The organism is Propylenella binzhouense (assembly GCF_009866965.1).
Lineage (GTDB): Bacteria > Pseudomonadota > Alphaproteobacteria > Rhizobiales > Afifellaceae > Propylenella > Propylenella binzhouense.
In genome coordinates, this window is record NZ_SPKJ01000034.1 from 1 (window position 1) to 24330 (window position 24330).

Below are 24330 nucleotides of genomic sequence, written 5' to 3' on the forward strand. Positions count from 1 at the left end.
CCCGGCCGCGGTCCCCGCTTCGGCGAGGTCGCCGAGGCAGACTTCGGTCCGGGCGCCGGCGGCCTCCGCCGCCGCGGCGGCCGTCGCGGCGCCGTCCCGGTTCGCCCGGGTGTGGACGAGGATCGCTGTACCGGGTCCGGCGAGGCGGCGCACCGTGGCGGCGCCGATACCGCTTCCGGCGCCGGTCACCAGCACGACGCGCGCGAATTCGCCCGCCATCCTCAGCCGCCCCCGCCGGGCATGGCGAAGATCTGCGGCATCATCAGCTTCGGCAGGCCGAGGATGATGTCCGGCACGAGGATGCTGAGGACGATGATGCCGACGGTGAGCGCGCAGATCGGCAGCACGGCGACGAGCGCGCGCTGGACCGAGATCTGCCCGATCTGCGCGGCGATCAGCAGGCAGACGCCGTAGGGCGGCGTCACGAGGCCGATGGCGAGCGTCATGATGGTGATGACGCCGAGCTGCACCGGGTCGGTTCCCGCCTCGTCGCCGAGCTGCTGGATGATCGGGAGGAAGATGAGGACGGCCGAGATCGGGTTCAGGAAGGTGCCGATGATCAGCAGGAAGATCACCAGAAGGAGCATCAGGCCGAACGGATCGTCCGTGATCGAGGTGATCGCGTTCACCACCAGGTCGGCCGCCCCGAGATAGGAGATCAGCCATCCGAAGATGCTCGCGGCGGCGACCGTGAAGAGCGGGATCGCGAAGTCCACCACCGCTTCGCCGAGCATGCGGGGGAGCGAAGCGATCGCGATCGTCCGGTAGATCGCGAAGGCGAGCAGCATCGCCCAGCCGACGGCGATGATGGCCGCCTCCGTCGGCGTGAAGACCCCGCCCGTCACGCCGCCGAGGATGAGGACCGGGATGGCGAGCGGCAGGAGGCCGCGCCGGACCGCATGCCGCCATTCGCGGAAGGTGGCGCGCGGATTGGCGGGGTAGCCGTATTTGAGCGCCATCACATAGGTGTAGGCCATCATGGCGAGCCCGATCAGGATGCCCGGCACGAAGCCGCCCCAGAAGAGCGCGCCGATCGAGACGTTTCCGAACGCTCCGTAGATCACGAGGATGATGCTGGGCGGTATGATGACGCCGAGCGTCGACGAAGCCGCGGTGAGCGCCACGGAGAAGCCCGGATCGTAGCCCGCCTTCTTCATCGCTGGGATGAGGATCGCGCCGATGCTCGCCGTGTCCGCCGCGGCCGATCCCGAGAGGCTCGCGAAGATCATGCTCACGAACACGTTCACGTGACCGAGCCCGCCCCGGATGTGGCCGACCGAGGCGTCGGCCACCCTGAGCAGCCGGTCCGTGATGCCGCTGTCGTTGAGGAGCCGGCCGAGAAACATGAAGAAGGGGACGGCAAGGAGGGGGAAGGAATCGATCCCCGTATACATCTGGTTGAGCGCGGAGATCAGCGGGAGGTCCTCGACCCAGATGACCAGGAGCGAGGACGCGGCGAGCGCGAAGGAGATTTCAACGCGAAGGAAGATGAGGACGAAGAACGTCGCCATCAGGAGCGCGATCGGATCCATCAGGACGCTTCTTCCCGGAAGGCCTTGGCGAAGGCGGCGAGATCGGCAATCGCGATCTCGAGGATGAACACGAGGATGAGGATCCCGCTGAGCGGGATCGGCAGGAAGTACCAGTATTGCGAGATGCCGAGGGATTCGACGTCGGTGCTGCTGCCCATCGCCGAGAATGCGAAGCCCTGAGCGACCATCACCAGGGCCACCGTCACGATTACGGCATCCGAGACGAGCTTGAGGGCGCTGTTCGCGCGCCGCATGCCCTCCGGCAGCAGGGTGATGACGTAATGGCTGCCGCGCCGGACCCCGACGGCGGCACCGATGAAGATGCACCAGGAGAAGAGGAGCTGAGCGAGGTCGAGCGTCCAAAGGACGGCCACGCCGCTGTTCCGGCTGACGACCTGGAGCAGGACGTCGGCGATCATCAGGCCGAAGAGAAGCGAGAAGAGCACGGCGAGCGCATGCTCCAGCCCGGCATTGACGGTCTTGAGAATGGTCATGGGGAGAGGGAGCTCGGGCGGTGGCCGGGGGCCCGGCCACCGCGGAGGGTCACATCATGCCGCGGACGAGCTCGAGGAGATCGGTCGCCTGGATCTGCTCGGCGAATTCGTCGTGGAGCGGTTTCATGGCCTCGACGAACGGAGCGAGATCCGGCCGGGTGACGGTCACGCCATGCTCCTTCTCGAGCACGCCGGCGAGCTTGTCGTCGGCTTCGATGCCCTTCTGCGTCCCGAGCTTCCCGGCCTCCGTCGCGACCTTCTGGACGATCGCCTGCTGCTCGGGCGTGAGCTTCTTCCAGGAACGCTCGCCCATGGAGAAGTGGCTGCCGTTGATGGAGTGCTGGGTGAGGACGAGGTTCGGCGCGACCTCGTAGAGCTTGCTGCCGAGATAGCCGCTGAGCGTGCTCTCGAGACCCTGCGCCACGCCGGTCTGGATGGCGGCGTAGAGCTCCGGCCAGGCGACCGTTACCGGCACGGTGCCGAGCGCCTCCCAGGACTTCGCCACGATCTGGGACGCCGGGACGCGCATCTTGATGCCCTTGATGTCCGCAAGCGTCTCGACCGGCTTCGAGGCGACCGACAGATTCCGCGTGCCGGAGCCGAAGAGAGCGAGGATCTTGATGCCGAGCCCGCGGCTGTCGGCGATCTCCTGCAGCCTCTTGAAGACCGGGCTTTCGGGGGCCGTCGCCGCATTGAAGGAATCGTAGTTCGGGAAGATGTAGTAGAGATCGAAGATCTGGAACTGCGGAAGCTGCTTGGCGGCGTTGTTCGTCGAGCTGATCATCAGGTCGATCGTGCCGAGCTTCAGTTCGTTGAGGACGGCGTCGTCCTTGCCGAGCGAGGCATTCGGAAAGATCTTGACCTGCACCTCGCCGTTCGTCTGCTTCTCGACCTCGGACTTGAAGTAGTCCGCCATGTCGAGGAACGGATGCGGCGGGGCGACCTGCGTGCTGAGGCGCAGCACGGTGGCGGCCTGCGCGGAGCCGACGGCCAGGGCGGCCGCCAAGGCCGCCGTCAGGCCCAGAAACATCCTTCTCATCATCGTCTTGACCCTCCTTGTTCCCACCAGGCTGTCACTCGGCGGCCTGGCGCGCCGGCGAGAGGCCGTACTGCTCGTCGAGACCGAGGCGGCGCATGATCTCGATCCCCTTCTGGAGCGCGGGTCCCTCCAGCCCGCGCAGCGGCTTCCGCAATTCGCCCGCGGGCAGCCCCATCGCCTTCATGAGCGATTTCACCGGCACGGGATTGATGGCGGAATAGGCGTAGTGAAGGAGCGGCAGGCAGCGCAGATAGGTCTCGCGGAAGCCGGCGGCCTCCTCCCAGCCCGTCCAGGGCCGCGAAAGCGTCGCGAGCTCCGCCGGCGCGATATTCCCGGTCATGTTGGCGGTGCCGTGCCCGCCGAGCGACATCGTCGGCACCACGAGGCCGAGATTGGGGGAATCGCAGCACATCACCGACACGTCGGGACGGGCCGCGAGCACCTGCGCGACCTGGCCGACGCGGCCGGTCGATTCCTTGTGGACGACATAGTTCGGGTGCTCGAAGAGCCGGAGCAGCGCCTCGTGCCCGAGATCGGTCTTCACCCGCGGCGGGTTGTTGTAGATGCCGAGCGGAAGGTCGACGGCATCGGCGATCTCGCGGAAATAGGCTTCGATGTCGTCCTCGGAGGCGCAGATATAGGCCGGCGCGGCGAGAATGGCGCCGTCCGCGCCTTCGCCTGCCGCATAGTTCACCATCTCGATCGTGGCGGCCGTGTTGTTGGCCGTGCAGCCGTAGAAGAGCTGCATGCGCCCGGTCTTCATCTTCGCCGTTTCGGTGATGATGCGCCGGCGCTCGTCCGGCGTCAGCATCGAGACCTCGCCGGTCGAGCCCATGATGAGGACGGCCGCGGTGCCGTGCTCCTCCTGGAACTTCAGGAGTGTGCGGAAGCCTTCGAAATCGATGCTGCCGTCGCGGTTGAACGGCGTGATCAGCGCGACGAAGGATCCGGTGATCTTCTGGGTCATGGCATGCCTCCATGTGCAATCTGGGTGCCGCAGGGGCGCGGCTATCCGCGGCGAAGCCGTCGCGTCGGCGGACGCGTCCTTCCGCGGCGCCTCCCGGCCGGCGAGCTCGGCCACCGTCAGCGGCTTGGCGGGGAAGCGGATCCGCGGCGGGCCGACCTCGCCGGGCGGGACCCCGCGCTCGGCGGCGATGATCCCGACCATCGTCAGCCCGCACATGCGGGCCTGGCAGGGGCCCATTCCGCACCGGGTGTAGGCCTTCGCCTGGCGCGGCCCGAGCGCGCCGAGGCGCACCGCCGCGCGGATCTCCCCGGCCGGGACCGCCTCGCAGCGGCAGACGACGGTCGCGTAGCCGATCCGCTCCGGGCGGAGCGTCGGCGCGTAAAGGCGCTCGAGGAGCGGCCTCACCGATCGCTCCCGCGCGACCGCGCGGAAGAGCGGGCGCGCGCGTGTCTCGAAGGTCTCGCCGGAGATCGCGCCGAGGCCGCGCGCGGCATCGAGGGCGGAGAGCCGCCCGGCCGCGAGCGCCGCCCGCGCACCGCCGATCCCGGCACCGTCGCCGGCGATCGCGACGCCCGGGCGGGAGCTTTGGCCGCACGGGTCGAGGACGGGCCTGAAGCACGCCTGCTCGTCGTCCCATTCGTGGCGGCAACCGAGCGCCGAGGAGAGGTGGATCTGCGGGACGATGCCGTCATGGAGCGCGAGGATTTCGGCGGAAAGCCGCTCGGAGCGGCCGCCGCTCCGGAACGCGACCTGGCGGACCGCGCCTTCGCCTTCCGCCGCGAGGTCTTCGACGCCGTGGAACACGGGGATTCCCGCCGCCCTGATCCGGGCGAGCATGGCGAGGCCCTTGGCGAGATAGCCGGGCGCCCGGAGCGCAGGCCAGACATGCCGGGCCGCGCCGCGCATGCGCCCCGGCGGCGCCGTTTCGAGGATCGCGGCCGGCCTCGCGCCGAGCGAGGCGAGCTGGCAGGCGACGGCGAGAAGGAGCGGCCCCGTCCCGGCGAGCACGACCGGCCCCGCCGGCAGGAGGCCCGGGTTCTTGAGGAGGATCTGGAGCGCGCCCGCGGTCACGACGCCGGGAAGGGTCCAGCCGGGAACCGGCATCGGGCGCTCCATCGCCCCGGTGGCGAGAACGAGGCGCGCCGCTTCGATCTCGACCGGCCGGCCGGCGCGGCTCGCGGTCACGCGGAAGCCGTCCTCGACCTGCCACACCGTGGTGTCCGGCCAGTACTCGACGCCGGATCGCCGGAACGCCTCCACCTGCGGCAGGCCCTCCGCATAGGCGGCGCCGAGCGCGGCCGCGCGTGCCGTTCCGGCGGCCGCCTCGATGTTCCGCCAGATCTGGCCGCCGGGCCGCGGCTGCTCGTCGAGCACGAGGGCGCGCAGCCCGAGCGCGGCCGCCTCGGCCGCTGCGGCGAGGCCCGCCGGTCCGCTTCCGACGATGGCGAGATCGCAGGCGGCGGGCGTCATGGCACGCCCCGCCGGACCCGCATGCCTTCGGCGACCTCCGTCATGCAGGCCTGCCGACCCGGCCGTCCGTCGATCTCCACGAGGCACTCGTAGCAGGCGCCCATCAGGCAATAGGGGCCGCGCGCCTGGCCGGAGGCGGGCGAGGTGCGGACCGCGAGGTGGCCGAGGCGCAGGAGGAGCGAGGCGACGGTCTCGCCGGGAAGGCCGGCGCAGGCGGCGCCGTCGACCGTGATTGTGACCGGCCCGGCGGCCGGCTCAGGTGCCGAGAGCAGCCGGAACATCGAACCTCGCACTGGCGAAGGCGGCGCATTGGGGCGGGATCTCGCCGCGCCCGAGCGCCGGGCCGAGCACGCGGGCATGCACGGCGGCGAGCGTCACGCCGCTGTGGCAGGTGGCGACGAAGACGTTCGGAAGCGTCGGAGAGCGGTCGTAGACCGGCCGCCCGTCCGGCGTCATGATCCGGAGCGCGGCCCAGGCGCGCACCACGGCCGCATCCGCGAGGCGCGGAAACTCGAGGAGCGCGCGTTCTGCATGCCGGGCGAGGATCCCGCCGGTGGTGACGGGTTCGAAACCGGCCTCTTCCTCGCTGTTGCCGAACATGACCGAGCCGACCGCTGTCTGCCGGATCGTCGATGTCGGGTGGCGGAGGAAGATCGGCTGTCTGGCCGTGACGACGATCTGCCCGCGCACGGGCCGGACCGGCACGTTGAGCCCGACCTGCCGGCAGAGCTCGGCGTTTCCCAGTCCGGCTGCGATGACGATTGCGGCCCCGACGAAGGTGGTTCCGTCGCGGGCATCGACGCGGATGCCGCCGCCGGCGGGCGCGATCCGCTCCGCGCGCACGCCCGGACGATAGCTGACGCCGCGATCGGCCGCCCTTCGATGCAGCGCGCGCAGGAGGAGGAGAGGGTTGAGATACCCGTCCTCGGGGCACCAGGAGGCGGCGACGACGCGCTCGCCGATGTCCGGCACCCGCTCCTTCACGAAGTTCCGGTCGACCATGACGACGCCGTTCCCGCCGCCCGGCTGGCGCTGGAGCGCCTCCACCTTCCGGGACCGGATCTCCGCGTCCGCGTCGCCGATGCAGAGGTCGAAGCCGCCGGGCTTGGAGAACTCGATGTCGATGCCGGTCTCCGCCCGCAGGCTTTCCGCAAATTCGGGCCAGAGGTCGGCCGAAAGCCGCGTCCAGGCCGCATAGGCCGGCGCTCCGCGCCCCTTGCCCTGCACCCAGGCGAGCCCTGCATTCCCGATCGAGGCGCGGAACGCGTCGTCGCCCTCGTCTAGCACCACGACCTCGTGACCGGCATCGGCGAGGCCGTTCGCAACGGCCATGCCGACCAATCCGCCGCCGATCACGATGGTCGCGTGGGTCACGGCGCCGGGCCTCCCCCGGGATCGGCCGCGACCTGGACCATCAGTTCCGTCTCGATCGGCGCGTCGAAGCTCATCTCCGGCTGGTAGAGCGCCACGCGCGCATGGCGGCCGCGCCCCTCGCCGAACACCTCGAGGAGAAGCGCGGAGGCGCCGTCGAGGACGAGCGGGGCCTTGGTGAAGCCGGGCGCCGCATTGACGTAGCCAACGAGCCTGACGACCTGCGCGACACGCTCGAGGCTGCCGAGCGCATCCTCGATCGCCCGCAGGTGATGGAGGATGCACCAGCGCGCCGATTCCCGGCCTTCCGCGATATCGAGTTCGGCACCGAGCTGCCCCTTGTGAGGAAGGCGCCAGCGCCCCTCCTCGAACACGGTCCCGATCGCGCCCGAGAGGTAGAGCATGTCGCCGGCCTGTCGCGCCGGGACGAACAGGCTTCCTGCCGGCTGCGCCGGCGGAAGTCGGATCCCGAGACGGTCCAGGCGTGAGGCGACGGTTTCCAATCCGCTATCCCTCGATCCCTTCCAGGAGCTGCTTCTTCAGTACCTTGCCATAGTGGGACCGCGGCAACGACCCTACGAACTCGAATCGCCGCGGCCGCTTGAACCCTGTGAGCCTGTCGCGGCAGAAGGCGGCGAGCGCTTCGGAATCGGCCGCCGCACCGTCGCGCAGCACGATGAACGCCGTGACGATCTCGCCCCATTCGCGGTCGGGCAGGCCGACCACCGCCGCCTCGGCGATGGCGGGGTGACCGAGCAGCACGCCTTCCACCTCGTCCGGCCTGACGGAGGAACTGCCGGTGCGGATGATCTCCTTCAGCCGGCCGACGACGAAGAGGAAGCCTTCCTCGTCCAGCTCGCCGATGTCGCCGGTATGGAGCCAGCCGTCGCGGAGCGCGGCGGCCGTCTCCGCCGGGCGGTTCCAGTAGCCGAGCATCATGTTCGGGCCGCGCAGCGTGATCTCGCCGGAGGAGCCCGCGGGCAGGATGGCGCCCCCGGCGTCGCGGATCGCCAGATCGTAGCCGAAGAGGGGCCGGCCGGCGGAGCGGACGCGATAGGGGACGCGATCGGGATCGCGGAGATCGTCCGGCCTCAGATAGCAGGAGACCGGCGCCTCGGTCAGGCCGTAGAGGACGCCGATGCGAGGGCCGAGCGCATCGACGGCATGCTCGAAGACCGGCGCCGGGATCCTGGACCCGCCGACATAGATCGCGTCGAGCGCGCCCAGATCCGGGTGGCCGTCGGGGTGGTGCTCGAGGAGGCGGACGAGGAGGGTCGGCACGAGCGAGGATCGCGTCGCGCCGGTTTCCCGGACGAGCGCCGGAAGGCGTTCCGGGTCGAACCGCCCGCCGAGGACGACGGGCGAGCCGGCGAGGATGTGCGACATCGCCAGGATCTGCGCGATCGGCCAGAGCGGGCGGACGTTGAGGAAGACGTCGTCCGGGCCGATCCCGAACCCCATGATGACGTTCTGCGCCGCGCTCATCAGCGAACGGTGCGCGAGCATGGTCGCCTTCGGCGCGCCGGTCGTGCCGCCGCTGTAGTTGAGCGTCGCAAGGTCGTCGGGCGCTCCGAGCGGCGGCTGCGCCGTGCTCGCGCGCGCGAGGAGGTCCTCGTAGCGGAGCGCGCCGGGGACGGACCCGCCGATCGCGATCACCGGATCCGGACGATCGGGCCCGAGCTCCTCGACCTTGCCGGCGAAGGCGGCATGGGTGATGAGCGCGCGGACGCCGGCATCCGCCATCTGACTCGCGAGCTCCTGCCGCGACAGGCGCGGATCGAGCGGCACCCGCACCAGCCCCGCCGACATGATCCCGTAATCGGCCTCGAGATATTCGCGGCAATCCGGGACGAGAAGCGCCACCCGGTCGCCCCGCGCGAGCCCGAGACCGAAGAGCGCGTTTCCGAGCCTGTTGAGGCGCGTCGCGAAGGCCGCATAGGTGCAGGACCGGCCGCCTTCCACGATGGCGGGGCGGTCCGGCCAGCGGCGGGCAAGCGCATTGAGATGGTAGCCGACATGCATCCGGCGTCACCAGCCGCTGAGGACGACGCGGCCGACGGTTTCCCGGTGCTCCATCAGCCGGTGGCCCTCCGCGGCCTCGGGGAAGGGCAGGACCGCCGCGACGCGCGGCGTCACGGCGCCCGTCGCAAGCATGTGAAGCGAGCGGCGATAATCCTCGAAGGTGGCGTTGCCGGAGCCGGCGATTCGGATGCGCCGGCCGATCAGGAGGCCGGGATTGATGGTGACCGGCTCGGCCTTGATGTTGCCCATCACGACGACGATCGCGTTCTGCGCGACCGAGCGGAGGCTCTCTTCGATCGTGCCGCTCACCACGTTCTCGAGGACGATGTCGACGCCCTCCTTGCCGGTCGCCCGCCAGACCGCCCCGGAGAAGGCGAGGTCCGGGCTGACGATCACATGGTCGGCGCCGGCCGCCTCGATCGCGCCGGCCTTGGCGGGGCTGCTCGTGACCGCGATCACGCGCGCGCCGATCGCCCTGGCGACCTGGATCTGATGCAGCCCGAGACCGCCGCTCGCGCCGGTGACGAGGATCGTGTCGCCGGCCTTCGCCTCCGCCACGCCCAGGATGGCGCGGATGCTCGTGCCGACCGGGCAGGCGGCGAGGGCCCCCGCGACGTCATCGACCGCCTCCGGAAGCGGGATCGCGTTGAGCGCCGGCACGCGGGTATATTCGGCATAGCCACCGCCGCCGCGCTCGCCGACCACGCTGCTGTTCCGGCAGAGGTCGTGCCGTCCGCCGAGGCAGTGACGGCAGCGGCCGCAGAAGAGCCGCTGGTAGATCCCCACGCGCTCGCCGATCCGGCCCGGGTCGACGGCTTCGCCCACTTCGACGATCTCGCCGGAAATCTCGTGGCCGAGGATCTGGCCGGGACGGTCGCGCGGGATCTTGCCGGCCCGCGACAGCACGTCGTGATAGCAGATGCCGGCCGCAGCGATCCTGACGACCACGTCGTCGCGGCCGGACCTCGGCCGATCCGTCTCCACCACTTCCAGCATTTCCGGGCCGCCGAAGGCGCGGAAGACGACGGCTTTCATCTTGTCCGGCACAGGCACCTGTTCCCTCATCCGCGCACGAACGCCTCGGCGCCCGCGCGGAAATCGTCCTTCGATTCGACCGCAGCGCGCGCAGCCTCGATCGCGGCGCGCTCGCCTTCCAGGTCGCCGAGGCCGAACAGCGCGGCGCGCTTCGTCGCCTGCACGGCAACCGGCGAATAGGAAGCGAGCCGCCGCGCCCAGTCCTCGCCGAGGGAGCGGACGTCACCCTCGACGACGCGGTTGACCAGTCCGCGCGCGAGCGCTTCCTCCGCGGTGAAGGGCTCGCCGAGAAGCAGCATCTCGAAGGCGAGCGCCGCCGGCACGACCTTCGGCAGGTGAACGGCGCTCACGCCCGAGATCATGCCGTGCTTCACCTCGGGGAACCCGAACCTGGCGTCGGCGCGGGCGAGCTTCAGGTCGCAATGCATGGCGAGCGTCAGCCCAAAGCCGACGCAATGGCCGTGGATCGCCGCGACCACCGGCTTGTCGAGCCTGACGCCGACATTCGGGATGGCGTCGAGCAGCGTCCCGGTCGAGACCATGCGGCCCGTGCGGCTGATCTCCTTGATGTCCGAACCGGCGCAGAAGGCGCGCTCGCCCGCGCCGCAGAGAAGGATCGAACGGACCTCCGGGTCGCTCGCCGCGTCGCGCCAGATCGCCCCCAGCCGCTCCTTGGAGGGGACGTCGAGCGCGTTCAGCACGTCAGGGCGGTTGAGCGTGACGATCGCGACGCCATCGCTCCGCTTCTCGAGCAACACGGAATCCATCGGCCCTCCCCGTAATCGGCGGATTGCAGCAGGCCGGGAGCATTACGTCCAATACCGAATTTTCCCATGATCATGCGCAGGTGTTATGATCGCGCTCGGAAGCCCGGAAAGGAAGTTCGCTTGGGAGAAGGCGAGGGCCGGCCGGCCGGTCCGGCACAGGGAAGGCGCCGCCTGAGCATCCGCCAGCTCGACGCCTTTCACGCGGCGGCACAGACCGGCAGCGTGACGGAGGCCGCGAAGCTCCTCGGCGTTTCGCAGCCGGGCATCAGCCGGCTCATCGCGTCGCTTGAATGGGGCCTGGGGCTCGCGCTCTTCGAGCGGCGGCGCAAGCGCCTGTTCCTGACCCCGGAGGGGCGCCTCTTCATGGAGGAGCTCGAACGGACCTCGCTCGGGCTCGACCGGCTGGAGCGGGCCGCGAACGACATCAAGCAGCTGAAGCGGGGGCATCTGCGGATCGCGTCGCTGCCGGCGCTCTCGCTTTCGGTGGTACCGGAGGCGCTTGCGCGGTTCCTGCAGGCCTACCCGGATCTGAAGGTGAGCGCGTCCGTGCAACCGTCACAGCAGGTCGTCGACAGCGTCGCGGCCCGGCATGTGGATGTCGGCATCGCGCAGCCGACCGGAGCCAGGTCCGAAGTGCGCGCGGTTGCGACCTTCGGCGCCGACTGCGTGTGCGCGCTGCCGCCGGATCACCGCCTTCTTCGGCAGGACGTCGTCCGGCCGGAGGACCTCGCCGGCGAGGCCCTGATCGCGCTTCCCCCGCACACGCCGGCGGGCCGCGGCATCGACCGCGCCTTCGAGGGCGTGGGGCTGCTCCTCTCGCCCAATGTCGAGACGTTCATATCCATGACGGCGTGCGCGCTCGTCGCCGAGGGTGTGGGCATCGCGCTGGTCGACCCCTTCACGGCGGCGGCCTTCGGCGACCGCAGGATCGCGACGCGCCCGTTCCTGCCGAGCGTGAAGTTCGACGTCCAGATCGTCGTTCACGAATCCGGCGCGGTCTCCAGGCCGGCGGCAGAGTTCGTCAGAATTCTCCAGGAATGCTTTTCGAAGACGATCTGACGGGCCGATGTCCGCCGCGTTCAGTCCACAACGGGAAGGAGCAGGCGGGACGGATGCGCGCGGCTGTGCCGGATCGTGTCGGTGCCGACCTGGCTCGCGTGGTAGGGGTGGGAGAAGACGGCGTCCGTCGCCGGCGAATCGCCGTTGGCAAGCTCGAGCCTGATCCGGTTTCCGCGCTTGAAGACATGCGCGATCGGCAGCACCTCGATCTCGAAGCGGTAGGTCTTGCCCGGGACGAGCGGCTGCGGGTCGTCATGGGTGTAGAACGGCCGGAGCGGCGTCGAGCGGGCCTCGTCCTTCTTGCGGTGCGAGGCGCGCAGCCAGCCCTTGCTGACGACGGTCGCCTCGGGCTGGCGGCCTTTCGCGCGCTCCTCCTCCGCCTGCGGCCGCTGGTCGGAGAGCTTCATGACGAACTGCGTATCGATCTGGTCGGAGGCGGCGTAGAGCTCGAGGACGATCGGGCCGGTCACCTCGATGTCGGCCTGAAGCGGCGGCGAGGTGAAGGTGAGCACGCGGCGGACCGGGTCGAGCTGGCCGTTCTCGTCGAACCCGACGACGCCGCGGCGCCAGCCCGGATCCGGATAGGCGTATGACGTGTCCTGCTCCGCCTCGCCCGGAGCCTCGAAGGAGAGGCTGCCGTCATTGAGCGACGTCACGCTGCCGCTCTTCGCCCCGCGGAGGTAGAGCGCCCGGTATTCCGCCCGCGCGAGCGGCCAGGCCGGCTCCTCCCGCCAGCCGGTTCCGCGCACGAAGATCCTGACCGGCGCGCCCTCCATCACGCCGTTGTCGACGCCCTTCAAATGGTGCTCGTAGAACGGCAGGATCTCCTTCTCGTGGAAGTCCGGCTGGTCGAACTGGTGGTGCGCCTCGTGGACGTTCCGCGCGCCCGTGACGACGAGCTTCCGCGGGCAGCGGAGCTCCTCGAATCCGAGGATGTTGCCGCGGAGGTGGAGGCCCATCTTGCCCCAGTGCCCGATCGAGAGGACCGGCACCGTGATCTCGCCGAGCCGTTCATAGGCGGAGCGCTCGCGCCACCACGCGTCGTAGAGCGGATGGGCGAGGATGTCGCCGACTAGGTCGGTGTTCATGCGCTTGCGGCCCGGGCGGCCGGCCGGGCGGTGCTGGTTGTTGGCGAGCAGGCCGATATACCAGCCCGGCCGGTAGCTGCAGAAGATCCCGCCATGATAGTTGGAATCCCGGTACTGATCGACCAGCCCGTCATAGGGGACGATGCAGGCGAGCGCGGGCGGGCGGTGCGTTGCCATCAGCCATTGCGCCATGGCGTAATAGGACTGGCCGATGCCGCCGACCCGGCCGTTCGACCAGGGCCGTGCCGCGATCCAGGCGATCAGCTCGACATAATCCTGCTGCTCGGCCGCATCCATGAAGCCGAACTCGCCGTCCGACCAGCCCGAGCCGCGGACATCGGCGCGGACATAGGCGTAGCCGTGCTCGACATACCACGCGATCGGGCCGGTTTCGCGGGTGAGGAAGACGGCGAAGGCGGGCACGGCATCGAATTCGATCTGGTAGGGCGAGGCGGCGAAGAGGGCGGGGTAGGGCCCGTCGCCTTTGGGGCGGTAGACGCGGACGGCGATCTCGACGCCGTCTCGCATCCGGACCCGCGCGTCTTCCACGACGATGTCCTCGCGGTCGAGTTCCGATCTCCCATCGGCTGGGCTCATCGTCCCTTCCTCCTCAGGTGTTGCGCGTGGGCAGCTTCCAGAGCGCGCCGGACCGGCGCTAATGGACCTCGCGGACGGCGTCCTGCAGCAGGTCCTCATATTTGCCGAACGCTTCGCCGTGGCGGTCCCGCGGGCGGGGCAGGTCGATCGCCACATCGAGCACGGCGCGCGCGGGACGGCCGTTCAGCACCACCACACGGTCGGACAGGAACACGGCTTCCCGGATGTCGTGCGTGATGAAGAGAACGGTCTTGTGCCTGCGCTCCCAGATCTCGGCGAGGGTGTTCTGCATCGTCTCGCGGGTGAGCGCGTCGAGCGCGCCGAAGGGCTCGTCCATCAGCAGCACCTTCGGGTCGATCGCGAGCGCGCGTCCGATTCCGACCCGCTGCTTCATGCCGCCGGAGAGCCGGTTCGGAAAATAGTCGGCGAAATCGCCGAGGCCGACCAGCGCGAGATGCTCGTCGGAAATCCGCCGGCGCTCCGCCGCGCCGAGCCCCTTGGAGCGCAGTCCGAACTCGATGTTGTCGCGCGCGGTGAGCCAGGGAAAGAGGGCAAACTGCTGGAACACGATGCCGCGGTCGAGACCCGGGCCGCGGACGGGCTCGCCGTCGACGGCGATGCTTCCCGCCGTGCACGCCTCGATGCCCGCGACGAGGTTGAGGAGCGTCGATTTCCCGCAGCCGGACGGGCCGACCACGCTCACGAACTGGCGGTCCGCGATGTCGATCGAGAAGTTCTGGAAGATGTGGAAGCGCTGTTCGCGCCGGAGGTTGGCGACCACGAAGGACTTGTCGATCCGGGACAGGGTGAGGCGCGCCATGTCAGTCGAGCTCCCTCACCGTGCCCCAGCGCTGGACCGTGAGCTTCTCGAGCGGACGCAGGAACACGCGCTCGATCAGGATGCCCACCACGCCCACGATGAGGAGCCCGGCATAGAGCCGGTCCGACATGAACATCTCGCGCGCCCAGAACAGGCGGTAGCCGAGCCCGTGGCCGATCGCGACCAGCATCTCCGCGACGATGATGATGCGCCATGCGCGCGAGAAGGCGATCCTGAGGCCGCCGATGATGGAAGGAAGCGCGGCGGGAATCAGCACCCGCCAGAACAGCGCGATGCCCTCCGCGCCGAGCGAGCGGCCGGCATTGATGGTCATCGGATCGATGCTCTTCACGCCGGTCCAGGTGCTCACGATCGTGGTCAGCGCCACCTCGAAAACGATGATGAAGAGGATGGCCATCTCGTTGAGGCCGAACCACATCATCGTGACGGGGAAGAGGGCGGTGCCGGGGATCGCGAGGAAGAAGTTGACCATCGGCGAGAGCATCCGCTCCCAGGCGCCGACATATCCCATGAGGGCGCCGAGCGCGATGCCGACCACGCTGCCGAAGGCGACGCCGATCACGAGCCGCCGCAGCGTTCCGAGTATGTCGGCGATGAGCGAGCCTTCGAGCCACATCTGCCAGAGCGCGGCGAAGATCCGGTGGGGCGCCGGAAAGAGGAGCGGCGAGAACGCGCCCATCGCGCTCGCGATCTCCCATGCGCCGAGGATGACCACGACGGGGACGAGGCCGTAGATCCAGTTCCGGGCGAAGCGGGCTCCCGCCCGCCTCGCCATGCCGGCGAACACGGATTGCGATCCGGCCGCGCCGGGCATCCCTGCCTGCCCGGCAAGTTCGGGTGTATCGCCCATCGGCTCAGCCGGCCGCGCGCTTCACTGGCCCGCCTTCCTGGCGAAGGACATGTTCACGAGATCGTCCACGGTGGGCGTCACGGTGACCGGCCGGTCCTTCAGCATGAACTTGATGGTTCGGGTCATGCCCTCGGTCGCCTCGTCGTCGAGCACGCAGGAATCGAAGGTCGAGCGGCCGTAGACGAGGTCCGTCGCGGCCGCGTCGTCCAGATTGCCGACGATGCCGCCGAGGTCGCTCTGAACGAATTTCACGACCTCGTCGCGATGGCTGTCGAGGTAGCGCTGAGTCCTGCAATAGGCGTTGACGAAATGCTGGACGAGCTCGGGGTCGTTCTTGACGGTGTCGCGCCGCGTCAGCACCAGGAACGGCGCCTTGGTCTTGGAGAGCTTCAGGAATTCCTGGGGCGTGATCACTTCCTTCCCGAAGCCCGCCGCGACGATCCGGCTCATCGCCGGTTCCCATCCGACCACCGCGTCGAAGCTCTGCGACTGCATCGCCGTCGGCATGTCGTTGACCCGGATATTGACGAGGTCGATCGTGCTTGGGTCGATGCCCTCCTCATCGAGCGCCATCATCAGGATGTTGTGCGCCGCGGTGCCGAACTGGACGCCGATCTTCTTGCCCTTGTAGTCCTTGAGATCGGTGAGGCCCGCATTCGCGTTGGAGGCCACCATCTTGCCGAGCGATCCCCAGCTATGCTGGGCGATCGCGACGATCTCCGCCCCTTGCGCGGCCGCCGACACGGTCGGCTCGACGGCGGCCTCGGCGAAATCGACCTGGCCGGCGATCAGCCCGTTGAGGGCGTCGGCGCCGCGCTGGAAGCCGCGAACCTCGACGTTCAGGCCTTCGTCCTTGAAGAAGCCCTTGGCCACTCCGAACCTGCTCTCGACGATGACCGACGACGCCGCGGTGGCGTGCTGGACGTCCCGGAGCTCAGCGGCAGCCGCCGGTGCGGCCAGCATCGTGGCCATGATGAAAGCATGGGCTGTACGACGGGCGATCGGGCCTCGGCGCATCAAGTCCTCCCTCGGGCTTATTGGTGATCAGCGTGCGCTCGCTCCTTCTCAGGGAGCGTCTCCGTACGTGCATGCGTTATCTGATATCATTTGTTACTCGGCCTGCGCTGTCAATGCGGTCGACCGACGAACATGCACATCGCATCACGACGCGGCCCGAACCGCTTCTCCAGCCTCGGACGCTACGGTGGCACCTTGATCTGATATCATCTGTGACTTAATCTGCCGTGCGATGCAACGAGAACGGCCGCGGAGCTCCCTTCGCGGCCATGGAAACGGGCGGAATCACAGGTGCAGGAACGGATCGTCTTCCCCTCGGAGGGCCTGGCCCTCGTCGGGATCCTCCATATCCCGGAGGGGCTCGAAGAGGGCCGGAAGGCGCCTGCCTTCCTGGCGCTCCACGGCTTCGGCAGCAACAAGGACAACGGCGCCTGCGTGTGGGCCGCGGAGGCGCTCGCGAAGCTCGGCTATCTCGTGCTGCGGTTCGACATGCGCGGCTGCGGCGAGAGCGAGGGCGAGCGCGGCCGCGTCATCTGCATGGACCAGGTCGCCGACACGCGGAGCGCCGTGGAGGCGCTGCTTCGGCGTCCCGATGTGGACCCCGCGCGGATCGGCGTGCTCGGCCACAGCTTCGGCGCGGCCGTCGCGGTCTATGCCGGCGCGGTCGACGAGCGCATCGCGGCCGTCATCTCGTCCGGCGGCTGGGGCCACGGCGAGCGCAAGTTCCGCGGCCAGCACGCGACGCCGGAAGCCTGGGCGCGCTTCACCGGGCTGATCGAGGAAGGGAAGGCCTACCGGGCGAGGACCGGCCAATCCTTCATGATGAACCGGTATGACATCGTGCCGATCCCGGAGCACATGCGCGGCAGCCTGGCGCCCGGATCGCATCTGAGCTTTCCGTCGGAGACGGCCGAAAGCATGATGGCGTTCAACGCCGAGGACGTGGTCCACCAGATCGCGCCCCGCCCGCTGCTCCTGCTCCACTCCTCGAAAGATGCCGTGACGCCGACGGAACAGTCGATCGGGATGTTCCGCAAGGCTGGCCAGCCGACCGATCTCCACCTTATCGCCGACACCAACCACTTCATGTTCGCCGAGCGCAACCCGCGCGTGATCGGCATCGTGGAGGATTGGCTGAACACGTACATGCCGCCGGGTTTCGCCTGATGTCCGCCCGCCGGACGAACAAGACCCGCGCCTCGAGGGATTGGAAGTGAACGGATGATCAGAGTCTCGAAGCTCGGGTTCATTGGGCTGAGCGCCGTCGATCGCGATGGCATGGCGGAATATTACAGCCGGATCATGGGCCTGGCGAAGCAGGAGGAGACGCCGGACGGGCTCTATTTCTCCTGCGGACCCGAGCACCACGCGGTCGGCCTGCGCTTCGGAAGCGAGCCCGGGATGGAGCATATCGGGCTCGAACTCGCCGGCGACGGGTCGCTCGCGGAGGCGCAGAAGGCGCTGGCGGCGGCGGGCGTTCCGAGCGAAATCCGCTCCGATACCGTTCCGGGAATCGCGGAATGCCTGCGGCTGGCGGACCCGGACGGCGCGACGATCTATCTCTACCGTCAGGCGGAGCCGTCGGCGAAAGCCTATTCGGGCAATGGCGGCGTGGCGCCGACCAAGCTCGGGCACGTCGCCTATTTCGTCGAGAATGCAAAGCGTTCCGAGCGCTTCTTTACAGAGAATCTCGGTTTCCGCTGGGCCGACTGGGTGGAGGACGTATTCCTCTTCATGCGCTGCAACGCCGACCACCATACGCTCAACTTCCTGCAGTCGGCGAAGCGCGGCATGTTCCATTTCGCATTCGAGCTGCGCGACTTCAGCCATGTCGAGCAGACCTGCGACCTGCTCGCCCGCGAGAACATCCCGCTGATCTGGGGGCCCGGCCGGCATGGGGCCGGCCACAACATCTTCATCTACCATCACGATCCGGACGGCAATATCGTCGAGTACTTCGCCGAGCTCGACAGGATGTCCGACGAGAGCCTCGGCTATTACGATCCGAAGCCCTATCATGAGGATTCTCCGCAGCGGCCGAAGGTGTGGCCGCATCATCCGTTGTCGGGCAACAAGTGGGGCGTCCGGCCCCCCGACGGCTTCGGCGCGATCAATCTCGCCCGCAAGACGGCCTGAACGAGACGACAGAATAAGGGCCGGCCGCGAAAGGCCGCGCGCCCGTCGCGGTTCAGCCGGTGACGTCGCGGGCCCGGGCGAGCAGGCGGTCGGAGGCGCTGTTGAAGGCGGCGAGCTCGTCCGCGCTCAAGGTGCCGGCGAGAAGGTCGTAGTCCTCGCGCGCACCCGGCCAGGCCTGGCCGTAGAGCTCAAGGCCGCTTTCGGTGGCGTAGAGCGGGATCCGGCGACCGCCGTCCGGATCGGTGCCGCGGCGGATGAGGCCCCGCTTGAGGAGTTCGGCAACGGCGCGGTTGACGCCCATCTTCTCCAGTCCCCAGAGCGTGACGATCTCGCTCGCGGCGAGGCCGCCGCAATTGGCGAGCGTCAGGAGCACGCGCCACGCCACCAGGGAGAGCCGCGCATGGAGCCCCGGATCGCGGCGCGGCCGGCGGGTCATGACGTAGGAGAGCGCGTGGATGCGCCAGAGCAGCGCGAGCTCGCGGCGGAGCACGTCCTCGGCCTCCCGCACGCGCTGGTCGGACCGTGCGGCCGCTTGCTGCCGCTTGGTTCCGCGCTGCTTCCGCTCAGCCATCCGGCTGCAGGTCGAACAAGGCAACAGGCATCGTCATCAGCTCGGCAGAAGGAAAAGTCCGCGCCCCACGGGACAGCGGGCGCGTCGGACCATACGAACTGGCACGGGTCCTGCAATCGCTTTTCAAGCGGAACGGGATGAACGGCGGCGGACGCTCACGCGAGATTCATGCCACGCTGCGAGAAGCTGAGCCGGACGGAGACTGACCCGGACGGCCTGTCGTCCTCCGGCCCGAACAGCGGGCCGGCGGCAACCGGAGCCGGCCGTTCCGCGGATGCCGGGCACCAAAGCCGCATCACGCTCGGATCCGGATGTGTGGTACAGACGATTGGTGGAGCCGAGGGGAATCGAACCCCTGACCTCTGCAGTGCGATTGCAGCGCTCTCCCATCTGAGCTACGGCCCCGGACCCGCACGGATGGGGTCCCGTGCAGGCGAGGCGCATTTAGGGTTTGCCCCGGCAGGGTGTCAAGCGCGTTCGGCCCCGCCTTCGCGCCGTTCCGAACTCCGTTCGCGCGAGGGAAATCCGCGCCATCCGGTCGGCTGCTCTCCCGGAATGACGCCAGGGTCTTGTGCCCCGAATCCTCGCGCTGCGCGGCGCGCTTCGCCCGGAGCAATTGCCGCGTCGATGCCGCCGCGGACGGCTCCGCCGGCTTGTAACGCCCGCATCGCCCCGCTACATCGGCCGTTGCCGCCAAAGGCGGCGGAACGGGACGAACGATGCGCGCACTTCTCGACGTGATCCTGCTGGTTCTGAACCTCTATACCTGGGTGATCATCGCCTCGGCGATCTTCTCCTGGCTCTACGCGTTCAACGTCGTCAATCCGCGCAACCAGTTCGTCAATTCGATCGGGCGGATGCTCTACCAGCTCACGGAGCCGGCGCTCAGGCCTATCCGGCGCTTCGTTCCCGTCTTCGGCGGCCTCGACATCTCGCCCATCATCCTGCTGCTGCTGATCTTTCTGATCGAGCGGATCATCGTCTACTACATCTATCCCGCCGTGTTCTGACGCGCCCATGACATGCGCCTGGCGGAGCGTCCGCGACGGCGTGCTGGTCGCGGTGCGGCTGACGCCGAAATCGGCCCGCGACGGGATCGACGGCATCGAGACGCTCGCCGACGGCAGGACCGTGCTGAAGGCCCGCGTGCGCGCCGCGCCCGAGAGGGGGGCGGCGAACGAGGCACTCGAACGCCTGCTCGCCGACCTGCTCGACCTGCCGAAATCCGCGGTCGCGATCGCCTCGGGCGGCACGGCGCGGCTGAAGAGCGTCCGGATCGCAGGGGGGTCCGGCGGCGAACGTCGCGAAGCTCGAGCGGCTTGCCGCGCGCGACGGCTGACGCGGCGCCTTGCGCTTGGTCAAGGCGCCGCTCCGGCAGGTTCTCCAATGCTTTCCCGTCAAGTGCCCCACGCTCCCGACGCTGCGGGAGCAGCCCTGCAAGGAACGATAAGATGAAGATCGCGAACGACGCCTGGATCCTTGTCGCCGACGGGCGCAAGGCCCTCCTCCTCAAGAATGCTGGCGACGAGGTCTACCCCAACCTCAAGGTCGAGACCGTCATCGAGGATCGGAAGAACGCCGCCACCCGGGAGCAGGGCACGGACCAGCCGGGGCGGGTGCAGGCGGGCGCCACCGGACGGCGGAGCGCCGTCGACCAGACCGACTGGCACGACGCCGAAGAGGCGCGCTTCCTTGCCGAGGTAGCGGACGAAGTCGAGATGCTGCGTCGCAGGCACGGGATCGAGCGCCTGGTGGTGGTGGCCCCGCCGCGGGCGCTTTCGCAGCTGAGGGCCGCGATGCCGGACTCCATCCGCGCGATCGTGGCGGCGGAACTCGACAAGGACTTGACGCGGCATCCCGTCGGGGAGATCGAAAGGGCTCTCGTCGCGCACTGAGGTCCGACATGCTGCGCCTCTTCGCTCTCGAAGCCAGCCGGCATTTCGGCGAAGGGGTTGCGGCGAGCCTCGGGATCCCGCTTTCCGAGCACGAGGAGCGGGATTTCGAGGACGGCGAGCACAAGGCGCGTCCGCTCGAGACGGTCCGCGGCGACGATTGCTATGTCGTCCAGAGCCTTGCCGGGGGATCGGGCGGAAGCGCCAATGACAGGCTCTGCCGCCTGCTCTTCTTCCTGGCGACGCTGCGCGAGCACGGGGCGACCCGCGTCACCGCAATCGTGCCCTATCTCGCCTACGGCCGGAAGGACAGGCAGACCAAGCCCGGCGATCCCGTCACCACGCGCTATGTGGCGCAGCTCTTCGAAGCGGTGCGGACGGACCGTGTGATTGCGCTCGAGGCGCACAATCTCGCGGCCTTCCAGAACGCGTTCCGCTGCGAGACCGTCCACCTCGACGGCCGTCCCCTGTTCGCGGCGCCGTTGCTGGCCGCGATCGCGGACCGGCCGGTCGTCGTCGCGTCGCCCGATCCCGGCGGGGTGAAGCGGGCCCAGCTTTTCCAGGAGCGTCTGGCGGAACTCGCCGGCCGGGCCGTCGGCGGCGCCTTCATGGAGAAGCGGCGGAGCGGCGGACGGGTGTCGGGCACGCTGCTCGTCGGCGACGTGGCCGGCGCGGTGGTGATCGTCGTCGACGACATGATCAGCACGGGCGGCACGATCCTGCGCGCTGCCGAGGCCGCGCTCGCGGCCGGTGCGGAGCAGGTCGTCGGCGTCGCGGCCCACGGGCTCTTCAGTCCCGGGGCGGAGACGACGATCGCCGCGCCCGCGCTCTCGCGCATCCTGGTCAGCGACAGCATCGCGCCGCTCAGGCTTTCCGAACCGATTGCGGCGGAGAAGGTCGCCGTCGTGAGCGCCGCGCCCCTCTTTGCCGAGGCGATCAGGCGCTGCCATGAGGGCGGATCGATCAGCGCCCTGCTGGGGGATAGTCCCCCCTGAGGGCGGCTTCGGCGAGCGCGAGATAGGCGCGGGCCGCGGGCTCCCACTTCTGCGGGGTGCGCGGCGACGGCTCCAGGAGATGGGCGAGGGCGAGGCGCGCCCTCAGCGTCGCGCGGAAGGCGCGATAGAGCCGCAGGAGCTCGGGCGAGGGGACACGTCCGAGCCCCGCCGTCATGCGGGCGCGCAGGACGCCGTCCACCCAGGGCGCCCCGAGGCGCGCGCATTCGAGCCCGAGAAAGGTCGTCTCGTCGAACGGATCGACGAGCCGCAGGGACGGATTGAACTCCAGGCAGTCTATCACGAGCGGCGGGTTGAACAGCCAGACATGCTCCGGCCGGAGGTCGCCGTGGCCGTCGACGATCTCGCCCCGGTCGACCCGCTCGGCGAGAACGCCGCGGCTGCGGGCGAGGAGCGCGTCGAGATCCGCGAGCACCTTGATGCGCGCCGGCACATCGGCGTCGAGCCGCGGATCGCCCAGAATGCGTCGGTTCTCGTCCATCTCCCGCGCCATCACGCGCCAGGGCAGGTCGCGATCGATCTCCGGCCGTTCGGCGCCGCGATAGAACGCGACAAGCCTGTCGCCGAGTGCCTCGATCCGGGTGCGGCTCGCCCGCCCGGAGCGCAGGGCCGCGTCCAGCATCGCGCCGGCGGGCAGGCGTTTCATCCGGACGACCCAGTCCACCGTCGTGCCCCGACCGCCGAGCGCGAGCTCGCCGGATGCGCGGCGGACGATCGGGACGACATCGCGATAGACCTCGCCCGCAAGGCGCCGGTTGAGACGAACCTCTTCGCGGCAATTGGCCTCGCGCCTTTCCACCGTCGAAAAATCGAGGAAGGGCGTCTTCAGCGGCTTCTTGATCTTGAGGACCGAACGGCGCCCGAGGAAGACCCACGACATGTGGGTCTCGACCATCTCGATGGGACCGGGTTCGCCCGGCCAGGCGGCCGGGCCGGCGAGAAGGCGCAGCGTCTCCGCCGGAGCGGTGGCGGCTTCGCCGTGGCCGGCCTGTTCCGAAGTGTGATCGCTGTTCATCCGCCGGTCGCGCCGTCCTCTCCCCTCGCTACATCGGCCGGACAGGGAAGGCGATCCAAACCGGCTGCGGAACCAAATCTCCGGATCCGGCCTTTCCGCCTCGGGAGTGCACGATGACCCTGGACATGATCACCATCCAGCCGCTGATCGCCCTGATCGCCGGCATCCTCATTCTCGTGATGCCGCGGCTGCTCAACTATATCGTGGCGATCTACCTGATCGTCATCGGGATCGTGGGCCTCTTCGGCTAGGATCAGCTCCAGCCGCCGCCATAGGTCCGGTAGAAGACGTGCCGCCCGATCGTGTCGACCTTCTTCATCGCGCGGGCCCAGCGCGGCTTCACGTAATCGGCGTGGTAGTGGGTCGAGTCCGCGATCTCGTCCAGCCATACCTTCCCGTTGGTGACGTCGCGGGCGATCTTCTTCGCGCGGAGCCAGGCGAAGGGTGAGCGGATCCGGTCCTTGATGCCGTCGCAGGCGAAGGAGAACTGGCAGCGGCCGCGCCAGTTCTGGTTCTGGTACACGACACCGCAGACCGATTCCGGATAGGTGGGATTCTTCACCCGGTTGAGCACCACCTGCGCGACTGCGGCCTGGCCGAGCTGGGATTCGCCGCGTGCCTCGAAATAGATGGCGCGTGCGAGGCAGTCCTGTTCCGAATCATCGAAGACGGAATCGGGCAGGGGATTGTCGGCCCAGGCATGCCGGCTCCGGAAGCGGTTCTTCAGCCAGCCGAGGAGCGTGGGCGGCTTCGGTTCGGGCTCCACCTCGGTTTCCGGCTCCTCGACGCGCGCCTGGCCGTTCATCACCGCGTCGAACGGTGCCTCGATGCCGCGCTCCTCCGGTGCGTACGCGACGAGCGTGGGCGAGGCCCACGTGCCGGGCGCGAAGGCGGCCGGCCCGTCGTCGCCCGGGCGCGGAATCGGGCCGCCCGCGACCAGTATGGGCCCGGGCGCGATGAGCGGCCGGAACGCCGAATAGGCGGCCATCAGGGTTTCCGCGTCGCCGATCGCCGCGAACGCGACCTTCGGAAGGTCGGCCTCCTCATAGGCGGAGAAGATGTCGTCGAGCCGCCACACGGTCCCGGAGGCGGGGATGGTGCGCACCGCCTTCGGTTCCCGGATCCGGCTCATCAGGAGGTCGCTCTTGCCGGCCCTGTTCACGATCGGATCGGAGCCGGCAGCTGGCCCCGGGGTGCCCAGCGCCGCCTCGGCGTCGCTCGTGAAGGCGAAGCTCGCCTCATGGCGCGACGCGAGCGCCATGGCGCGGAGATAGCCTTCCCAGGAATGCGTGTCGGGCGGCGGAAAGAAGGAGGACGTGTGGCTGATGCTGGCGGGCGAGGCGCCCGCGAGAAGGAATGCGACGCCGAGGAAGCCGGCGGCCGGAATGCGGCGCTTGGAAACACATCGAGAGACACAGGTCATCCTGCGAACGCACCCCATACTGCCGTTCGGCCGACGGACACCGGGAACAGGCTCCCCTGCGTCGCCAGTGCAACACGGCAACAGAACATCGAATTGCGGTTTACACGGGGTTAACGGTACCGCGAACGGGT

25 protein-coding genes, 1 tRNA gene and 1 pseudogene are annotated in these 24330 nt (G+C 69.1%); 8 read left to right on the forward strand and 19 right to left on the reverse strand.

The features are described from left to right. From E4O86_RS11325 to E4O86_RS11380, 11 genes are all read right to left on the reverse strand, one after another. Positions 1 to 219, reverse strand: a 219-nt coding sequence (locus E4O86_RS11325) for an SDR family NAD(P)-dependent oxidoreductase (RefSeq protein ID WP_161140654.1), incomplete at its 3' end; no start/stop codon positions are given. Between the two features lie 2 nt (positions 220 to 221). Next, a complete protein-coding gene (locus tag E4O86_RS11330) occupies positions 222 to 1532 on the reverse strand; it encodes a TRAP transporter large permease (RefSeq protein WP_161140655.1) in 1311 nt (436 codons plus the stop codon). Then, positions 1532 to 2026, reverse strand: a complete 495-nt coding sequence (locus E4O86_RS11335) for a TRAP transporter small permease (RefSeq protein ID WP_161140656.1) — start codon at positions 2024 to 2026, stop codon at positions 1532 to 1534. The genes E4O86_RS11330 and E4O86_RS11335 overlap by 1 nt, the downstream gene beginning before the upstream one ends. 49 nt (positions 2027 to 2075) lie before the next feature. Next, positions 2076 to 3068 carry a TRAP transporter substrate-binding protein gene (locus tag E4O86_RS11340; RefSeq protein WP_161140657.1) on the reverse strand — a complete coding sequence of 331 codons (993 nt, stop codon included), beginning with the start codon at positions 3066 to 3068 and terminating at the stop codon, positions 2076 to 2078. Between the two features lie 31 nt (positions 3069 to 3099). Next, positions 3100 to 5502, reverse strand: coding sequence for a dihydrodipicolinate synthase family protein (locus tag E4O86_RS23565; protein WP_246206350.1), 2403 nt, complete (start codon positions 5500 to 5502; stop codon positions 3100 to 3102). Continuing rightward, positions 5499 to 5783: a (2Fe-2S)-binding protein gene (locus tag E4O86_RS11355; RefSeq protein ID WP_161140658.1), complete on the reverse strand. Its 285-nt coding sequence runs from the start codon at positions 5781 to 5783 to the stop codon at positions 5499 to 5501. The genes E4O86_RS23565 and E4O86_RS11355 overlap by 4 nt, the downstream gene beginning before the upstream one ends. Then, entirely contained in the window at positions 5758 to 6876 is a 1119-nt protein-coding gene (locus E4O86_RS11360; protein ID WP_161140659.1) for an FAD-dependent oxidoreductase, read from the reverse strand. The genes E4O86_RS11355 and E4O86_RS11360 overlap by 26 nt, the downstream gene beginning before the upstream one ends. Next, positions 6873 to 7376: a RidA family protein gene (locus tag E4O86_RS11365; protein ID WP_161140660.1), complete on the reverse strand. Its 504-nt coding sequence runs from the start codon at positions 7374 to 7376 to the stop codon at positions 6873 to 6875. The genes E4O86_RS11360 and E4O86_RS11365 overlap by 4 nt, the downstream gene beginning before the upstream one ends. A gap of 4 nt (positions 7377 to 7380) precedes the next feature. Then, on the reverse strand, positions 7381 to 8895 hold the full coding sequence (locus tag E4O86_RS11370) for a class I adenylate-forming enzyme family protein (protein ID WP_161140661.1): 1515 nt from the start codon (positions 8893 to 8895) through the stop codon (positions 7381 to 7383). A gap of 6 nt (positions 8896 to 8901) precedes the next feature. After that, positions 8902 to 9930 carry an alcohol dehydrogenase catalytic domain-containing protein gene (locus E4O86_RS11375; RefSeq protein WP_161140662.1) on the reverse strand — a complete coding sequence of 343 codons (1029 nt, stop codon included), beginning with the start codon at positions 9928 to 9930 and terminating at the stop codon, positions 8902 to 8904. Between the two features lie 26 nt (positions 9931 to 9956). Beyond that, positions 9957 to 10697, reverse strand: coding sequence for an enoyl-CoA hydratase/isomerase family protein (locus tag E4O86_RS11380; protein ID WP_161140663.1), 741 nt, complete (start codon positions 10695 to 10697; stop codon positions 9957 to 9959). Positions 10698 to 10817: 120 nt separating this feature from the next. Here E4O86_RS11380 and E4O86_RS11385 point away from each other — a divergent pair, with 120 nt between their 5' ends. Next, positions 10818 to 11756, forward strand: a complete 939-nt coding sequence (locus tag E4O86_RS11385) for a LysR substrate-binding domain-containing protein (protein ID WP_161140664.1) — start codon at positions 10818 to 10820, stop codon at positions 11754 to 11756. Between the two features lie 20 nt (positions 11757 to 11776). Here the strand turns inward: E4O86_RS11385 and E4O86_RS11390 are convergent, their stop codons facing one another. Genes E4O86_RS11390 through E4O86_RS11405 form a run of 4 tightly spaced genes read right to left on the reverse strand, consistent with a single transcriptional unit; the run spans position 11777 to position 16149 of the window. Continuing rightward, positions 11777 to 13441: a CocE/NonD family hydrolase gene (locus tag E4O86_RS11390; protein WP_161140665.1), complete on the reverse strand. Its 1665-nt coding sequence runs from the start codon at positions 13439 to 13441 to the stop codon at positions 11777 to 11779. Between the two features lie 58 nt (positions 13442 to 13499). Beyond that, positions 13500 to 14261: an ABC transporter ATP-binding protein gene (locus tag E4O86_RS11395; RefSeq protein WP_161140666.1), complete on the reverse strand. Its 762-nt coding sequence runs from the start codon at positions 14259 to 14261 to the stop codon at positions 13500 to 13502. A gap of 1 nt (position 14262) precedes the next feature. Then, complete coding sequence (locus tag E4O86_RS11400; RefSeq protein WP_161140667.1) at positions 14263 to 15132, reverse strand: ABC transporter permease; 870 nt, start codon at positions 15130 to 15132, stop codon at positions 14263 to 14265. A gap of 21 nt (positions 15133 to 15153) precedes the next feature. Beyond that, a complete protein-coding gene (locus tag E4O86_RS11405; RefSeq protein ID WP_205520835.1) occupies positions 15154 to 16149 on the reverse strand; it encodes an ABC transporter substrate-binding protein in 996 nt (331 codons plus the stop codon). A gap of 291 nt (positions 16150 to 16440) precedes the next feature. Here E4O86_RS11405 and E4O86_RS11410 point away from each other — a divergent pair, with 291 nt between their 5' ends. Then, positions 16441 to 17316: an alpha/beta fold hydrolase gene (locus E4O86_RS11410; RefSeq protein WP_161140669.1), complete on the forward strand. Its 876-nt coding sequence runs from the start codon at positions 16441 to 16443 to the stop codon at positions 17314 to 17316. Positions 17317 to 17370: 54 nt separating this feature from the next. Next, positions 17371 to 18285: a VOC family protein gene (locus tag E4O86_RS11415; protein WP_161140670.1), complete on the forward strand. Its 915-nt coding sequence runs from the start codon at positions 17371 to 17373 to the stop codon at positions 18283 to 18285. Positions 18286 to 18337: 52 nt separating this feature from the next. On the opposite strand, the gene E4O86_RS11420 is transcribed toward E4O86_RS11415, so the two are convergent. Beyond that, a complete protein-coding gene (locus E4O86_RS11420; protein ID WP_161140671.1) occupies positions 18338 to 18856 on the reverse strand; it encodes a MarR family winged helix-turn-helix transcriptional regulator in 519 nt (172 codons plus the stop codon). A 329-nt stretch (positions 18857 to 19185) separates the two neighbouring features. Beyond that, positions 19186 to 19261, reverse strand: a tRNA-Ala gene (locus tag E4O86_RS11425). A 314-nt stretch (positions 19262 to 19575) separates the two neighbouring features. On the opposite strand from E4O86_RS11425, the gene E4O86_RS11430 reads away from it, so the two are divergent. The 4 genes and pseudogenes from E4O86_RS11430 to E4O86_RS11445 all read left to right on the forward strand — a co-directional run bounded on the left by E4O86_RS11430 (position 19576) and on the right by E4O86_RS11445 (position 21743). Then, complete coding sequence (locus E4O86_RS11430; protein ID WP_161140672.1) at positions 19576 to 19866, forward strand: YggT family protein; 291 nt, start codon at positions 19576 to 19578, stop codon at positions 19864 to 19866. A gap of 7 nt (positions 19867 to 19873) precedes the next feature. Beyond that, positions 19874 to 20140, forward strand: a pseudogene (locus tag E4O86_RS24030) (DUF167 family protein); the annotation flags it as partial. Between the two features lie 167 nt (positions 20141 to 20307). Next, positions 20308 to 20751 (forward strand): host attachment protein, encoded by a 444-nt coding sequence (locus E4O86_RS11440; RefSeq protein ID WP_161140673.1) that lies wholly within the window; start codon positions 20308 to 20310, stop codon positions 20749 to 20751. An 8-nt stretch (positions 20752 to 20759) separates the two neighbouring features. Further along, a complete protein-coding gene (locus tag E4O86_RS11445; RefSeq protein WP_161140674.1) occupies positions 20760 to 21743 on the forward strand; it encodes a ribose-phosphate diphosphokinase in 984 nt (327 codons plus the stop codon). Here the strand turns inward: E4O86_RS11445 and E4O86_RS11450 are convergent. Beyond that, the gene (locus tag E4O86_RS11450) at positions 21712 to 22776 is read right to left on the reverse strand and encodes a hypothetical protein (protein ID WP_246206351.1); all 1065 of its coding nucleotides are present in this window, start codon (positions 22774 to 22776) and stop codon (positions 21712 to 21714) included. The two genes, E4O86_RS11445 and E4O86_RS11450, sit on opposite strands and share 32 nt — an antisense overlap. A 113-nt stretch (positions 22777 to 22889) precedes the next feature. Here E4O86_RS11450 and E4O86_RS11455 point away from each other — a divergent pair, with 113 nt between their 5' ends. Next, positions 22890 to 23027 carry a DUF3096 domain-containing protein gene (locus E4O86_RS11455; protein ID WP_161140675.1) on the forward strand — a complete coding sequence of 46 codons (138 nt, stop codon included), beginning with the start codon at positions 22890 to 22892 and terminating at the stop codon, positions 23025 to 23027. Between the two features lie 2 nt (positions 23028 to 23029). Here E4O86_RS11455 and E4O86_RS11460 read toward each other — a convergent pair whose 3' ends face one another. Next, a complete protein-coding gene (locus tag E4O86_RS11460; RefSeq protein WP_205520837.1) occupies positions 23030 to 24199 on the reverse strand; it encodes a cell wall hydrolase in 1170 nt (389 codons plus the stop codon). Between the last annotated feature and the right edge of the window lie 131 nt (positions 24200 to 24330).

Coding starts and splice junctions, on each gene's coding strand:
- E4O86_RS11400 (WP_161140667.1), bottom strand. CDS start 15,132: ATGGGCGATACACCCGAACTTGCCGGGCAGGCAGGGATGCCCGGCGCG.
- E4O86_RS11395 (WP_161140666.1), bottom strand. CDS start 14,261: ATGGCGCGCCTCACCCTGTCCCGGATCGACAAGTCCTTCGTGGTCGCC.
- E4O86_RS11460 (WP_205520837.1), bottom strand. CDS start 24,199: ATGACCTGTGTCTCTCGATGTGTTTCCAAGCGCCGCATTCCGGCCGCC.
- E4O86_RS11335 (WP_161140656.1), bottom strand. CDS start 2,026: ATGACCATTCTCAAGACCGTCAATGCCGGGCTGGAGCATGCGCTCGCC.
- E4O86_RS11340 (WP_161140657.1), bottom strand. CDS start 3,068: ATGATGAGAAGGATGTTTCTGGGCCTGACGGCGGCCTTGGCGGCCGCC.
- E4O86_RS11370 (WP_161140661.1), bottom strand. CDS start 8,895: ATGCATGTCGGCTACCATCTCAATGCGCTTGCCCGCCGCTGGCCGGAC.
- E4O86_RS11405 (WP_205520835.1), bottom strand. CDS start 16,149: ATGCGCCGAGGCCCGATCGCCCGTCGTACAGCCCATGCTTTCATCATG.
- E4O86_RS11375 (WP_161140662.1), bottom strand. CDS start 9,930: ATGAAAGCCGTCGTCTTCCGCGCCTTCGGCGGCCCGGAAATGCTGGAA.
- E4O86_RS11440 (WP_161140673.1), top strand. CDS start 20,308: ATGAAGATCGCGAACGACGCCTGGATCCTTGTCGCCGACGGGCGCAAG.
- E4O86_RS11390 (WP_161140665.1), bottom strand. CDS start 13,441: ATGAGCCCAGCCGATGGGAGATCGGAACTCGACCGCGAGGACATCGTC.
- E4O86_RS11330 (WP_161140655.1), bottom strand. CDS start 1,532: ATGGATCCGATCGCGCTCCTGATGGCGACGTTCTTCGTCCTCATCTTC.
- E4O86_RS11450 (WP_246206351.1), bottom strand. CDS start 22,776: ATGAACAGCGATCACACTTCGGAACAGGCCGGCCACGGCGAAGCCGCC.
- E4O86_RS23565 (WP_246206350.1), bottom strand. CDS start 5,502: ATGACGCCCGCCGCCTGCGATCTCGCCATCGTCGGAAGCGGACCGGCG.
- E4O86_RS11355 (WP_161140658.1), bottom strand. CDS start 5,783: ATGTTCCGGCTGCTCTCGGCACCTGAGCCGGCCGCCGGGCCGGTCACA.
- E4O86_RS11445 (WP_161140674.1), top strand. CDS start 20,760: ATGCTGCGCCTCTTCGCTCTCGAAGCCAGCCGGCATTTCGGCGAAGGG.
- E4O86_RS11430 (WP_161140672.1), top strand. CDS start 19,576: ATGCGCGCACTTCTCGACGTGATCCTGCTGGTTCTGAACCTCTATACC.
- E4O86_RS11415 (WP_161140670.1), top strand. CDS start 17,371: ATGATCAGAGTCTCGAAGCTCGGGTTCATTGGGCTGAGCGCCGTCGAT.
- E4O86_RS11380 (WP_161140663.1), bottom strand. CDS start 10,697: ATGGATTCCGTGTTGCTCGAGAAGCGGAGCGATGGCGTCGCGATCGTC.
- E4O86_RS11420 (WP_161140671.1), bottom strand. CDS start 18,856: ATGGCTGAGCGGAAGCAGCGCGGAACCAAGCGGCAGCAAGCGGCCGCA.
- E4O86_RS11455 (WP_161140675.1), top strand. CDS start 22,890: ATGACCCTGGACATGATCACCATCCAGCCGCTGATCGCCCTGATCGCC.